Origin of the sequence: Pseudomonas sp. SMN11, from assembly GCF_052041945.1 — a bacterium.
In the GTDB taxonomy this organism is placed as follows: Bacteria; Pseudomonadota; Gammaproteobacteria; order Pseudomonadales; family Pseudomonadaceae; genus Aquipseudomonas.
The window spans coordinates 23,063-36,776 of record NZ_JBKGGW010000024.1 but is presented as its reverse complement, the minus strand read 5'-3'; the positions used below and the strand labels follow the sequence as shown (position 1 = coordinate 36,776).

Genomic DNA, 13,714 nt, shown 5'->3' with positions numbered 1-13,714 from the left:
GTCAGTCCAGTAAAGAGAGGGTGACCGGGGTCAGGTGATTGTCTTCGACGCGAACCAGCAACTCGCCTTCGTTCAGGCGGGCGGTCAGGCGCTGGCCGTTGCGGGTCTGCTCGGCGCTGCGAATGGCCTGGCCCTGCTCGTCGAGGAGGATGCTATAGCCACGGGCCAGGGTCGCCAGCGGGCTGACTACCTGCAGCGTCTGCAGTTGTGCCTGGAAGCGCTGGCGGCGGTCCTTGAGCACTTCGCGCATGGCCCGTGGCAAGCGTTCGGCGAGGCTGTCCAGGCGCTGCTCCAGCAGCTTCAGCGTGCGCCCCGGATGCTGCGCGGCCAGGCGTGTATCGAGGCGTGCCAGGCGCTCGCGGCGTTGGTTGAGGTTGAGCATGAAGGCGCGGCGCAGGCGCATGTCCAGGTCATCCAGGCGTTGCGCTTGCTGGCGCAGGCGTTCACCGGGATGGCGCAGGCGCCGGGTCAGCGACTCCAGGCGCAGGCGGTCGTGGGTCAGGCGGTTCTGCATGCGCAGCAGCAGGCGCCGCTGCAGGCCGTCGAGGCGCTGCTGCAGGCCGCTGTTGTCGGGGGCCAGCAGCTCTGCGGCAGCCGAAGGCGTAGGCGCTCGTACGTCGGCGACGAAGTCGCTGATCGACACATCGGTTTCGTGGCCGACGGCGCTGACGATTGGCGTTACGCAGGCGGCCACGGCACGCGCCACGGCTTCTTCGTTGAAGCACCAGAGGTCTTCCAGCGAACCACCACCGCGGGCCAGGATCAGCGCGTCGAAGCCCAGCCGGTCAGCTTGCTGCAAGGCGCGGACGATCTGGTTGATCGCCTCGCGGCCCTGCACGGCAGTGGGGATCAGGTTCAGCTCGACCTGCGGTGCCCGGCGGCCGAACACGCTGATGATGTCGCGGATCACTGCGCCAGTGGGCGAGGTGATGATGCCGATGCGTTGCGGATGGGCCGGCAGCGGCTTCTTGCGCTCGGCACTGAACAGCCCTTCGGCGCCGAGCTTCTCCTTCAGCGCCTCGAAGGCCAGGCGCAGGGCGCCATCACCGGCCGGCTCGACCGTGTCGAGGATCAGCTGGTAGTCGCCACGCCCTTCGAACAGCGAGACCTTACCGCGCACGCGCACCGCCAAGCCATCACGCAGGGCCTGGCGCACGCGGGTGGCGTTCTGCCTGAACAGGGCACAGCGCACCTGGGCACCGCTGTCCTTGAGGGTGAAGTACATGTGGCCGGAGGCCGGGCGGGCGAGGTTGGATATCTCACCTTCCACCCACACGCTGCGGAACACGTCTTCCAGCAACACGCGAGCGCGGCCGTTGAGTTGGCTGACGGTGAGGACCTCGCGGTCCAGGCCGAGTCGTTCGAAAGGGTCTTTGATCATGGTCAGCATCATAAAGGACATCGGCCCTGGTTGTCTGTCTTGCCCCTTTCGTCAGCCTTGTCGCGGACCTTGTGCGAGCGGCCTTGTGTCACGAAAGGACCGCAGAGCGGTCCCAGGTTTTCAGCTCCGCCATATAAATTGCCGGGGCCGCTTTGCGGCCCTTTCGCGACACAAGCCCCCCCACAGTGACCTCGCATTGGCTCAGCCCAGCGCAGTAACTGCAGGGGAACTCACCAGCGATGGGACCAGTCAGTCATGCATCGCTGCCACGAACTGGCGCACCATCTGTCCCGCATCGCGTCGGCAGGCCAGTGCCACGGTACTCTCGCTTCCCCCCTCCAGCGCCACCAAGCTGACCGAGGCCGGTGCAATCTCGCGCATGCACTCTGGCAACAGCGCCACCCCGAATCCCGCCTGGATCAGCTGCAGCTGCGTCGTCTTGCGCGACAGCACCTGCGCCGCTCGCGGGAAAAAGCCAGCATCCATGCAGAGTGAGGCCGACAGGTAGCTCAGCCCGCCGCGATCCCGATGCGGGATGGAAATAAAGCGCTCCTCACGCAGCTGCTCAAGCTTCACTTGCGCTGCAGCGGCCAGTGGATGCCCGGCTGCAACCGCCAGCAGCAAGGGTTCGCTGAACAGCTCATGCAGCACCACGCCTTCATGCTGGCGCAGCACCGGCAAGCGCAGCAGGCCGATATCCAGGCGCCCCGCAGCAATATCCTCCAGCTGCGCCTCCGACGACTGCTGGGCGATCTCCAGCGCAATTCCCGGGTTGCCCCTCAGGTAGCCGCCCAGGCGAGCCAGCAATGGGCCGGTCAGCGGTACCGTGCTGGAGTGGTTCAGGCGCAGGCTGCCTTGCAGCCCTTCGCCAATGTCGCGGGTTACCTGCTCAGCCTGCGCCAGGTCGGCCAGCAAGCGCCGCGCACGTTGCAGGAAGGTCTGGCCGGCCAGCGTCAGGCGCGGCAGGCGCGCGGTGCGTTCGAACAGTGGGGTACCCAGTTGCTGCTCCAGCTCCTTGATCTGCCGGCTCAGTGCCGACTGGGCGATGTACAGCCGCTCGGCGGCACCGCTGAAGCTGCCGCATTCGGCGATTTCCACGAAGTAACGCAATTGGCGGATCGACGTCATGTCATGCCTTTTCGAGATGGGTATGGCGATAAAGGCATATTAGTCGGCATCGCTCATGGCTGGCTAACCTTTGCCTTTCTCCCAGGAATTCTTGCCATGCTCGCCCAACTGTCGTTTTCCGGTCTTGAATGGCTGCCCATCCTGCTCGGTGTCGGCGCCGCCTACATCGTCTTCGGCATCGCCGGCTTCGGTACTGCGCTGGTGGCTGGCCCGATGCTGATCCACTTCATGCCTCTGTCGCAGATCATCCCGTTGCTGGTGCTGCTCGACTTCGTCGCCGCCTTCGGCAACCTGTTGCCATCACGCCGCGACGTGGTGCGCGGCGAGCTGCTGCGCCTGTTGCCGTGCATGGCCGTGGGTTGCACCCTGGGCGTGGTGTTCCTGCTGCACCTGAAGTCCGAGCTGCTGTTGCTGCTGATGGGACTGTTCGTCACCGCCTATGCGATCTACGGCCTGGCGGTGACGGTGCGCCCGGCCAGGTTGTCGGGCCTTTGGGCGGTGCCCATGGGCACGGTTGGCGGGCTGTTCGGCGCCTTGTTCGGCAGTGGCGGTTTCCTTTATGCGATCTACCTGAGCGCACGCCTGGATATAAAGGAGCAGGTGCGCGCGACCCAGAGTGCCCTGATCAGCTGCAGCACCATCGTGCGCCTGACCCTGTTCCTGATTGCCGGCGTGTACGCCGACACCAGCCTGTTACTGCTCGCCGCCTGCCTGCTGCCGGTGATGTTCATCGGTCTCTGGGTGGGCCGCCGATTGACCCTGAAACTGTCCCGCGAAGCCTTCGTGCGCCTGGTCACCTGGCTGGTGCTGGCCAGCGGCCTGGCGCTGATCGGTCGCTACCTGAGCGGCTGAGCTGTAGAATTGCAGGATTACCGCAGTCCGCAGGCCCGCTTCGTTCATGAACACCCAGAGCATCATTGTCCCCAAGCTGTCCACCGTCGAGGTGCACGAAGCCCGTGCCCGCGCCATCCTGCGCTGGCTGGTGCGCGAGAAGATCGTCGAAGAACAACTGACCACTTGCGGGCGCACCGGCAACCGCATGGGCCATGCCTTGGCGGCGGGCGCGCGCAAGGTCGCCCTGCATCCTGAAAAGCTGCCGTTCGGCGAGCAGGTCAATGGCCTGGAAGTGATGCTCAAGCGTTGCATCTATACCCCGACCGAGGGGTTCCTTGAGGAGGCCGGTTGCCCGGAATGCCGGCGCGAGGTCGGCGAGCCGCTGTTCGAGAGCCTGGAAGAGTGGATGCCGGCGGTGAGCGACAACTTCACCTGCCCGCTGTGCGGCCATGAGGACGACATCAATGGCTTCATTTACCTGCAGCCATGTGCCTTTTCCAACCTTGGGTTCATCTTCAACAACTGGGGCGAGGCCGGGTTCACCCAGGCCTTTCTCGACAGCTTTGCCGACTGGCTCGACCAGCCGGTGGCGGTGGTGCAGGTAAAAGTGCCACAAGGCTGACCGAAGGCCCTTATTTTGCATTGAGCGGCGCGCCGTGGATGAGTATAATGGCGCGCTTCCATTTTTCCCGCCCGGGAGCCCCCGCGATGCTGCGTATCAGCCAAGAAGCCCTGACCTTCGACGATATCCTCCTTGTACCTGGCTACTCCGAGGTACTGCCCAATGAAGTCAGTCTCAAGACCCGTTTGACTCGTGGCATCGAGCTGAACATTCCGCTGGTTTCCGCTGCCATGGATACCGTCACCGAAGCGCGCCTGGCCATCGCCATGGCCCAGGAAGGCGGCATCGGCATCATCCACAAGAACATGACCATCGAACAGCAGGCCGGCGAAGTGCGCAAGGTCAAGAAGTTCGAGGCTGGCGTGGTCAAGGACCCGATCACCATCGACGCCGACGCCACTGTTCGCGACCTGTTCGACCTGACCCGCCTGAACAACATCTCCGGCGTTCCGGTACTGGCGAACGGCGACCTGGTCGGCATCGTTACCTCCCGTGATGTGCGCTTCGAAACCCGTCTGGACGCCAAGGTCCGCGACGTGATGACGCCGAAAGAGCGTCTGGTCACCGTCCGCGAAGGCGCCGACAAGAACGAAGTCCGCGAGCTGCTGCACAAGCACCGCCTGGAAAAGGTCCTGATCGTTGACGACAAGTTCAACCTCAAGGGCATGATGACCGTCAAGGATATCGAAAAGGCCAAGGCCTACCCGCTGGCCAGCAAGGACGACCAGGGCCGCCTGCGCGTCGGCGCTGCGGTCGGCACCGGCAAGGACACCGGCGAGCGCGTTGCCGCTCTGGTTGCCGCCGGCGTTGACGTGGTGGTGGTCGACACCGCGCACGGTCACTCCAAAGGCGTGATCGACCGCGTTCGCTGGGTGAAAGAAACTTATCCGCAAGTGCAGGTGATCGGCGGCAACATCGCCACCGGCGCTGCGGCCAAGGCCCTGGCTGAAGCCGGCGCCGACGCCGTCAAGGTCGGTATCGGCCCAGGCTCGATCTGCACCACCCGTATCGTTGCCGGTGTCGGCGTGCCGCAGATCAGCGCCATCGCCAACGTCGCCGCTGCACTGGAAGGCACTGGCGTGCCACTGATCGCCGACGGCGGTATCCGCTTCTCCGGTGACCTGTCCAAGGCCATCGTTGCCGGTGCTTCCTGCGTGATGATGGGTTCGATGTTCGCCGGTACCGAAGAAGCACCGGGCGAAGTCGAGCTGTTCCAGGGGCGTTCCTACAAGGCCTACCGCGGCATGGGCTCGCTGGGTGCCATGGCACAGGCGCAAGGCTCGTCCGACCGTTACTTCCAGGACTCCTCGGCCGGCGCCGAGAAGCTGGTACCGGAAGGTATCGAAGGCCGTGTTCCTTACAAAGGCGCCCTGGCCGCGATCATCCACCAGCTGATGGGCGGCCTGCGTTCGTCCATGGGCTACACCGGCAGCGCGACCATCGAAGAGATGCGCACCAAGCCGGAATTCGTGCGCATCACCGGTGCCGGCATGGCCGAGTCCCACGTGCATGACGTGCAGATCACCAAAGAAGCCCCTAACTACCGCGTAGGCTGAGGCTTCTTGGGTTCGTACGAAATGTAGCCGAGCGGCGATCAGGCAAGGCGAAAACAGGCGAGGAAGCGGAGTTTGCTGGTTGCAAATGAGCATTCCGAGCCTGTTTTCAACGCAGCATGATCGACGCGTAGGCACATATCGTACGAAGCCCAGCAAAATTAGCAAGCGGGGCTGTCGTTACAGCCCCGCGTCGTTTCCGATTTCCACTGACGAGATTGAGTCATGGCCCTCGACATTCACGCTCACCGCATCCTGATCCTCGATTTCGGTTCCCAGTACACCCAGCTGATCGCCCGCCGCGTGCGCGAAATCGGCGTGTACTGCGAACTGCACCCGTTCGACATGGACGATGAAGCGATCCGCGAATTCAACCCACGCGGCATCATCCTCGCCGGCGGCCCCGAGTCGGTCCACGAAGCCAATAGCCCACGCGCCCCGCAGGCTGTGTTCGACCTGAACGTGCCGGTGCTGGGCATCTGCTACGGCATGCAGACCATGGCCGAGCAGATGGGCGGCAAGGTCGAAGGTTCCGACCTGCGTGAGTTCGGCTATGCCCGCGTCGACGTGGTCGGCAAGAGCCGCCTGCTCGACGGCATCGAAGACCACGTCGACGACGACGGCGTACTGGGCTTGGACGTGTGGATGAGCCACGGCGACAAGGTCACCCAGATGCCAGGCAACTTCCACGTGCTGGCCAGCACCCCGAGCTGCCCAATCGCTGGCATGTTCGACGATTCGCGCGGCTACTACGGCGTGCAGTTCCACCCGGAAGTGACTCACACCAAGCAGGGCGGTCGCATCCTGTCCCGCTTCGTGCAGGACATCTGCGGCTGTGAAGCCCTGTGGACCCCGTCCAACATCGTCGAAGACGCCATTGCCCAGGTGCGTGAGCAAGTCGGTTCGGCCAACGTCCTGCTGGGCCTGTCCGGCGGCGTTGACAGCTCGGTGGTTGCCGCGCTGCTGCACCGCGCCATCGGCGACCAGCTGACCTGCGTATTCGTCGACAACGGCCTGCTGCGCCTGCACGAAGGTGACCAGGTGATGGCCATGTTCAAGGAGAACATGGGCGTCAAGGTGATCCGTGCCGACGCTGAAAAGCAGTTCCTCGACAACCTGGAAGGCGAAGCGGACCCTGAGAAGAAACGCAAGATCATCGGCCGCACCTTCATCGATATCTTCGATGCCGAAGCCAGCAAACTGGAGAACATCCAGTTCCTCGCCCAGGGCACCATCTACCCGGACGTGATCGAGTCGGCCGGCGCCAAGAGCGGCAAGGCCCACGTGATCAAGTCGCACCACAACGTCGGTGGCCTGCCAGAGGAAATGAACCTCAAGCTGGTCGAGCCGCTGCGTGAGCTGTTCAAGGACGAAGTGCGCAAGATCGGCCTGGAGCTGGGTCTGCCGTACGACATGGTCTATCGCCACCCGTTCCCGGGCCCAGGCCTGGGCGTGCGCATCCTCGGTGAAGTGAAGAAGGAATACGCCGACATCCTGCGTCGCGCCGACCACATTTTCATCGAAGAACTGCGCAAGGCTGACTGGTACCACAAGACCAGCCAGGCATTCGTGGTATTCCAGCCGGTCAAGTCGGTCGGCGTCGTCGGCGACGGCCGTCGCTACGCCTGGGTCGTCGCACTGCGTGCCGTCGAGACCGTGGACTTCATGACCGCGCGTTGGGCACACCTGCCATACGAGCTGCTGGAAACCGTCAGCGGCCGTATCATCAACGAAATCGACGGTATCTCCCGCGTCACCTACGACGTGTCGAGCAAGCCGCCAGCCACCATCGAGTGGGAATGATCCGGCATACGGCTGTAGCCAGTGTCAGATGACGAGTAGTACACAAAGGCCCGCGTAATCGCGGGCCTTTGTCATTCTGCAGTCTGCCCCGCCGGGCGCATGATCACAGCGAATAGAACGGGTCGCTTTCAGGCGCCTGGTCGTGCAGCGCTTGGGCCAGATCCTGGATGCGTTCGGACCACGCCACTGTCTTCACCCACTGCTCGGGCATACCGGATACCCCGTACAACGCCCCGGCCAGTTGTCCCGCTACGGCTGCCACACTGTCGGCGTCGTCTGCCAGGTTTGCCGCCAGAAGCACTGCGTCCCTGAAATTGTCGGTATTCCAGACCGCCCACAACGCAGCTTCCAAGGTGTCGATGACATACCCTGAGGAGCGTATCTGGTCGCGGCTTTTTTCCTTGTATTCGCCAGCGTTGATAAGGGTGACGCGGGGTTGCAGCGGGCAGACCATAGGGCGGCACATTTCATCCTTGTCCGCGCCGTTCAGGGCGAGGTGCAGCTGCGCGCCCAGCAGTTCGCAACCGCTCACTGCTTCGGGCGCCCGATGGGTGGCCCGGCTCTGGCTTTGGGCTTCGCGCCATGTTGATGGCAACATGTGGCGCCTGAAAATGGCGGTCGGGGCGAGCCGGATGATCGAGCCATTGCCGGCTGTATTCGGCTCGGTATTGCCTATCCAGTCCAGGCCTTGCCGTAGCCACCCTTCCAAGGCAAGCCGTGTAGCATTGCCGATGTCGAAACAGACACCGTTTGCGCTGTTTTCGCCTCGCTTGTACCACCTGCACAGGCGCTCGAGATAATCTGCATGGTCAAATCGCAGGCAAGCCAGATACGAGTCCGCAAGGCAAAGCGCCATGCTCGTATCATCGGTCCACTCACCTGGCTTGAGCTTGAACGGGCCGCCACCGACCATGTCGTCGACATGCTTGGCATCGCGGGGCAGAAACTCCAGCGTGGTGCCTACGGCATCGCCAATGGCCAGGCCCAGCAACGCACCCTTGGCTCTGTCGAGCGATTGATCGGGGGTTAATGTACAGGCGCGCGAATTTTGCCATTGCGGGTGCACGTAGGCACGGCCTGCGGACTCGCGTGGGGTGTGCGTTGGCAGCAAATGGTTGTACCGGTAGGCATACTCGGCAATTTCGAGGGTGGGGCTGTGCAGGTCGATCATAGAACTTCTTCTAATAAGAGATGAGTCGTTGGGCCTTGCTCAATCCGGTTCAGCACCCTGAAAGATGTACCCGGCGCAAACAGTACTTCCGCCTCGGGAAGTTCCGTGAGGAAACTGATGTCCCTGCCGGATACGCCGCGTACGACCATCTGGGTATTACCCGTGAACGGTGTCGTCGCAGATGAGCTGAAGAATGCCATGTCGGTCTCCACCGCGCCCATTTGCATCCGATTGAGCACATCCTGTGGAAGATCCGTTCCACGGTAGGTTTGGGCGCCTGAGTAGCGAGGCAAGCGTGCGAGACCTTCGGTTGCATGCTCGGCAAAGGCTAGGATTTCAGGCGTGGCTGTGCCTGCGCGCATTGCCTTGTTATACGCCTTGTACACATCATTGGTAGAGTAGCCGTAAAGCGCGCCTATCTGATCGTCGCTGAGCAGTTTCGAAAGCTGCGGGTCCCGAATGTTGGCTCTTGCACGGCCTGCGGCAATCCACCGCTCCGCCATGTCCTTGCCCACGGCCTCTCGTAGGCTCATGAGCTTCTTGGGCGCCGCTGCAATGGTTTTTTCAGTGGCCTGCGTTGCTGGGGGCAGTTCTGGCTCCGCTTTCTTCAGCGGTGTCGCGGCTTTCATCTGCAACTCAGGTTCGGCCAGCAGCCTGCTTTCGTTCTTCGCCAGCCAGTTGGCCAACTGCTTGTTGGAAATCTCGGCCTGGAGCTTGGCACTGCGGCTGGCGATGCTTTCCACACTACCCATCACGCCGGCTTTCATCTGCCCGCGGGTCAGGTAGGTCACGATCGCCATCAGCAGAAGCATCACAAGCTGCTCTTGTCCGCGTGCCAGTTGCCTTGCAGCTTGTTCGGTACGTTCCTGAACCAGCGCCGCCGAGCCGCCAGAAGGGTCGAGACCCGAGGGTTTCAAGCCGTCTTCGGCGGTCCACGCGGTAGCAAGCCCCTCTTGCATGGAGGCCAGGCAGGTGGGAAGCCCTTGATAGAAATACTCCGCGATGGCGGCCAGGCCCAGCGCCATCAGGATCAGGTTGCCGACCTGCAGGCCGATACCGCTGCCTGCGACCGCCCCTGGTGCCGCACCCACGCCAAAGGCAAGAGAACCCACCGCACCGCCGATTGCGCCACCTAGGGCGACGCTGCCGCCGAGAATCATTACCACTTCCTGCACGAGCTTGAGCAGTACGGGCAGAATCTGATCGATGTTGATCGAAGCCCATTTGCGCGACAGATTTGACTGCATCATGGGATAGGACAAAGCCATTGCCTGCCGGACGTTATCGATCCGGTGCCCGCCTACAGCGCCATAGGCCTGGCTGGCGCCATCGCTTATGCGGCGGTTGAAGCCGTCCCAGCTGTCATGGGCATTGCGCAAGCCACTGCTGACGCTCTGATTCAGGGCGCTGAACTTCTGATCCAGGTTGCGTTCGATGTCGCCCCAGCTAGGGACGTGAGCTGATAAGTCCATTTACCATCGCATTCCATTAAGAGAAGGCAGGTGAGCGTGCACCCTGCAGGCGAGTCGTCCGGGCCGCAAGTGCCATTGCGAAGACATTTTTTACATCTGATCAATACCTGGCAATAGTGTCGATCCGACATCATCGTGCTGTGTTGGTTCAGTCTTGGGCTTGTATTCAGCCCCTGTCGGCCGGTCACGAAGCGGGATGTCAGGATACTTCACTTAATATTTCCCATTTGCAGGTGTATCGTATTCGCCCTTCACCGCCAGCCGTGCTGGCAGCTTGATTGCGCAGAACGCGAGGTACCCGCACCGATGTCCTTCACCCGTCGACAAATGCTCAAGGGCCTGACCGGCCTGGTTGTGGTTGGCCTGGGCGCCGGGGGCGCTGCCCGGTACTGGCTGGGCAAGGTCGAGGACGACAATGCCGGGCATGACTACGAGCTGATCGCCGCGCCACTGGACGTCGAGCTGGTGCCGGGCTTCAAGACCGAGGCCTGGGCCTTCGGCCCTTCGGCGCCGGGCACCGAGTTGCGCGTACGCCAGGGCACCTGGCTGCGGGTGCGCTTCATCAACCATCTGCCGGTGGAAACCACCATCCACTGGCATGGCATCCGCTTGCCGCTGGAAATGGACGGCGTGCCCTACGTTTCGCAGCTGCCGGTCAAGCCGGGCGAATACTTCGACTACAAGTTCCGCGTGCCGGATGCCGGCAGCTACTGGTACCACCCCCATGTCAGCAGCTCTGAGGAGCTTGGGCGTGGGCTGGTCGGCCCGCTGATCGTCGAGGAGCGCGAGCCGACCGGGTTCAAGCACGAGCGCACCCTGAGCCTGAAGAACTGGCACGTGGACGAGCAGGGCGCCTGGCTGCCCTTCAGCATCCCCCGCGAGGCTGCACGCAACGGCACCGCCGGGCGGCTGATCACCATCAATGGCCAGGCTGACTCCGTCACTGAGTTGCCGGCTGGGCAGGTGGTGCGCGTGCGTCTGCTGAACCTGGACAACACCTGGACCTACCGCCTCAACCTCAAAGGCAACTGCGAGGCGAAAATCTATGCCCTCGATGGCAACCCGGTGACCCCACGGCCACTGGATGATGAATATTGGCTCGGCCCGGGCATGCGTATCTGCCTGGCCATCCGCATTCCCGAGGCGGGCGAGGAAGTTTCCCTGCGCGACGGTTTCGTGCGCCTGGGCACCTTGCGCTCGGTGGCCAGTACCGACGCACCGGGCGAGTGGCCCAAGGCCCTGCCGGCGAACCCGATCGCCGAGCCGGACCTGGAGAATGCCGAGAAGCTGAACTTCAATTTCGAATGGGCGGCGACTGTCTCGGTGAACGACGATCCGGACAAGCCGTCGAGCATGTGGCAGATCAACGGCCAGGCCTGGGACATCACCGACAAGACCTGCGCTGACCGGCCGATCGCCACGCTGAAGAAGGGCAAGAGCTATATCTTCGAGCTGAAGAACATGACCCAGTACCAGCACCCGGTCCACCTGCATGGCATGAGCTTCAAGGTGATCGGCTCCAATCGCCGCCAGATCCCCGAGCAATACTTTACCGATACCTATCTGTTGGGCAAGAACGAGCGCGCTCAGGTCGCATTGGTGGCGGATAACCCAGGCACCTGGATGTTCCACTGCCACGTCATCGACCACATGGAAACCGGCCTGATGGCCGCGATCGCGGTGGTCTGATGCGCCCGCAGATCATCGATCGCAGCCGCGATCAGGAATTCATGCGCCTGGCCCTGGCCCTGGCCGCCGAGGGCGCGGCCATGGGCGAGGTGCCGGTGGGCGCGGTGCTGGTGCAGCACGGCCAGGTGATCGGCCAGGGCTTCAACCGGCCGATCATCGACAGCGACCCCAGCGCCCATGCCGAAATGGTCGCCATTCGTGCGGCGGCCAAGGCTGCCAGCAACTACCGGCTGCCGGGCAGCACCCTGTACGTGACCTTGGAACCGTGCAGCATGTGTGCAGGGCTGATCGTGCATTCGCGGGTGATGCGAGTGGTGTATGGCGCGCTGGAGCCCAAGGCGGGCATCGTGCAGAGCCAGGGGCAGTTCTTCGGGCAGGGCTTTCTCAACCATCGGGTGATGGTCGAAGGCGGGGTGCTGGCGCAAGAGTGCGGGCAGATCCTCAGTGACTTCTTCAAGGCCCGTCGAGCCAAGGCCTGACCTGAGTTACATCGGCGGTGACTGGTCCGCCGGCTTGTCCTTGTTCACTCCGGGCACATGCAGGTTGCCCTCGGCCACCTGGCCTTCGAGCTGTGGCTGGGTCACCCAGGTGAGGATGTCGTAGTAACGGCGGATGTTGGCCACGAAGTGCACGGGCTCGCCGCCACGGGCGTAGCCGTACTTGGTCTGCCGGTACCACTGCTTCTGCGCCAGGCGCGGCAGCATCTTCTTCACGTCCAGCCACTTGTTCGGGTTGAGCTTTTCGCGCTTGGCCAGGGTGCGGGCGTCTTCCAGGTGGCCGGTGCCGACGTTGTAGGCGGCCAGAGCGAACCAGGTGCGGTCTGGCTCCTGGATGCTGTCGTCGAGCTCTTCCTTGATCTTCATGAAGTACTTGGCGCCGCCCTGGATGCTCTGTTTCGGGTCCAGGCGGTTGGACACACCCATGGCCTGGGCGGTGCGCTGGGTCAGCATCATCAGGCCGCGCACGCCGGTCTTGGAGGTAACTTCAGGCTGCCACATCGATTCCTGATAGCCGATGGCGGCCAGCAGGCGCCAGTCGACCTGTTCGACCTTGGCGTAGCTCTTGAAGTGCTTCTCGTACTTGGGCAGGCGCTGCTGCAGGTGCTGGGCGAAGGTGTAGGCGCCGACGTAGCCAAGTACGTCGACATGGCCGTAGTAACGGTCTTTCAGGCGCTGCAGGGTGCCGTTCTTCTGTGCCTTGTCGAGGAACTGGTTGATTTCGTTGAGCAGGCTGTTGTCATCACCGGCCGCCACCGCCCAGCGCTGATCGCGAGTGTCGCCCAGGTCGAAGGCGACCCGCACGTTGGGGAAGTACACCTGGTTCATTGCCAGTTCATTGGAGTCGACCAGGGTCAGGTCGATCTGCCCTTCATCGACCATGCGCAGCAGGTCGACTACCTCGACCGCGTCGGATTCCTCGTATTCCAGGCCCGGATACTGCTTTTTCAGTTCGGCCAGCTGGTCGGCGTGGCTGCTGCCCTTGAGCACCATGATCTTCTTGCCGACCAGGCCCTTGGCATCGGTAGGGCGCGGACGGCCGTTGCGGTAGATGACCTGCGGGGTCACTTCCAGGTAAGGGTGCGAGTACTTGACCTGGGCCTTGCGCCGGTCACTGCTGACCAGGCCGGCCGCCGCCAGCACCGGACCGGAAGGCTTGCCGAGCGAGTCGTACAGTTCGTCGAGATTGTCGGCGGTCTCGATCTGCAGCTTGACGCCGAGATCTTCGGCGAAATGCTGGACCAGCTCGTACTCGAAGCCGGTTTCGCCGTTGCGGTCCTGGAAATAGGTGGCTGGGCTGTTGCGGGTGATTACGCGCAGCACGCCGTCCTCCTTCACGCGCTCGAGGGTGCTGGGTTTTTCAACGCAGGCACCGAGCAGCAGAAAGAGTCCGGTTGCGATTAGCCATCTGGCGCAACGTTGGCGCAAAGCAGTGTGGGCGAACATAGGTTGCAGTATACGCAAAGGACCGGCACAGCCATATCTCGACAACGGTTAGCTTGTCTGGTAGCGATTTTTTCGCTATGGCGCGGCAGGGGCGGACAAAGGCAGGCAGATTCGCGGT

11 protein-coding genes are annotated in these 13,714 nt (G+C 63.0%); 6 read left to right on the top strand and 5 right to left on the bottom strand.

Annotated features, from left to right (window positions below):
- Position 1: 1 nt before the first annotated feature.
- Together xseA and ACLEJU_RS19010 are read right to left on the bottom strand one after the other, a co-directional pair.
- Positions 2 to 1,381 (bottom strand): exodeoxyribonuclease VII large subunit, encoded by a 1,380-nt coding sequence (xseA, locus tag ACLEJU_RS19015; protein ID WP_435424465.1) that lies wholly within the window; start codon positions 1,379 to 1,381, stop codon positions 2 to 4.
- A gap of 249 nt (positions 1,382 to 1,630) precedes the next feature.
- Entirely contained in the window at positions 1,631 to 2,509 is an 879-nt protein-coding gene (locus ACLEJU_RS19010) for a LysR family transcriptional regulator (protein WP_435424466.1), read from the bottom strand.
- Between the two features lie 96 nt (positions 2,510 to 2,605).
- Between ACLEJU_RS19010 and ACLEJU_RS19005 the strand changes: the two genes are divergently transcribed.
- The 4 genes from ACLEJU_RS19005 (at position 2,606) to guaA (ending at position 7,321) form a co-directional block, all read left to right on the top strand.
- Complete coding sequence (locus ACLEJU_RS19005) at positions 2,606 to 3,361, top strand: sulfite exporter TauE/SafE family protein (protein WP_435424467.1); 756 nt, start codon at positions 2,606 to 2,608, stop codon at positions 3,359 to 3,361.
- A gap of 46 nt (positions 3,362 to 3,407) precedes the next feature.
- Positions 3,408 to 3,965 (top strand): sugar ABC transporter ATPase, encoded by a 558-nt coding sequence (locus ACLEJU_RS19000; protein WP_103445500.1) that lies wholly within the window; start codon positions 3,408 to 3,410, stop codon positions 3,963 to 3,965.
- An 86-nt stretch (positions 3,966 to 4,051) separates the two neighbouring features.
- The gene (gene guaB / locus ACLEJU_RS18995) at positions 4,052 to 5,521 is read left to right on the top strand and encodes an IMP dehydrogenase (RefSeq protein WP_016713074.1); all 1,470 of its coding nucleotides are present in this window, start codon (positions 4,052 to 4,054) and stop codon (positions 5,519 to 5,521) included.
- Between the two features lie 222 nt (positions 5,522 to 5,743).
- On the top strand, positions 5,744 to 7,321 hold the full coding sequence (guaA, locus tag ACLEJU_RS18990; RefSeq protein WP_105946886.1) for a glutamine-hydrolyzing GMP synthase: 1,578 nt from the start codon (positions 5,744 to 5,746) through the stop codon (positions 7,319 to 7,321).
- Positions 7,322 to 7,424: 103 nt separating this feature from the next.
- On the opposite strand, the gene tri1 is transcribed toward guaA, so the two are convergent.
- Both tri1 and ACLEJU_RS18980 read right to left on the bottom strand, forming a co-directional pair.
- Positions 7,425 to 8,492: an ADP-ribosylarginine hydrolase Tri1 gene (gene tri1 / locus ACLEJU_RS18985; RefSeq protein WP_435424468.1), complete on the bottom strand. Its 1,068-nt coding sequence runs from the start codon at positions 8,490 to 8,492 to the stop codon at positions 7,425 to 7,427.
- Positions 8,489 to 9,964, bottom strand: a complete 1,476-nt coding sequence (locus ACLEJU_RS18980) for a DUF6861 domain-containing protein (RefSeq protein WP_435424469.1) — start codon at positions 9,962 to 9,964, stop codon at positions 8,489 to 8,491. Before ACLEJU_RS18980 ends, tri1 begins: the two co-directional genes overlap by 4 nt.
- 306 nt (positions 9,965 to 10,270) lie before the next feature.
- On the opposite strand from ACLEJU_RS18980, the gene ACLEJU_RS18975 reads away from it, so the two are divergent.
- Both ACLEJU_RS18975 and tadA read left to right on the top strand, forming a co-directional pair.
- Positions 10,271 to 11,653 (top strand): multicopper oxidase family protein, encoded by a 1,383-nt coding sequence (locus ACLEJU_RS18975; RefSeq protein WP_435424470.1) that lies wholly within the window; start codon positions 10,271 to 10,273, stop codon positions 11,651 to 11,653.
- Positions 11,653 to 12,132 carry a tRNA adenosine(34) deaminase TadA gene (tadA, locus tag ACLEJU_RS18970; protein WP_435424471.1) on the top strand — a complete coding sequence of 160 codons (480 nt, stop codon included), beginning with the start codon at positions 11,653 to 11,655 and terminating at the stop codon, positions 12,130 to 12,132. The genes ACLEJU_RS18975 and tadA overlap by 1 nt, the downstream gene beginning before the upstream one ends.
- Before the next feature lie 6 nt (positions 12,133 to 12,138).
- On the opposite strand, the gene mltF is transcribed toward tadA, so the two are convergent.
- Positions 12,139 to 13,596 carry a membrane-bound lytic murein transglycosylase MltF gene (gene mltF / locus ACLEJU_RS18965; protein ID WP_435424472.1) on the bottom strand — a complete coding sequence of 486 codons (1,458 nt, stop codon included), beginning with the start codon at positions 13,594 to 13,596 and terminating at the stop codon, positions 12,139 to 12,141.
- Between the last annotated feature and the right edge of the window lie 118 nt (positions 13,597 to 13,714).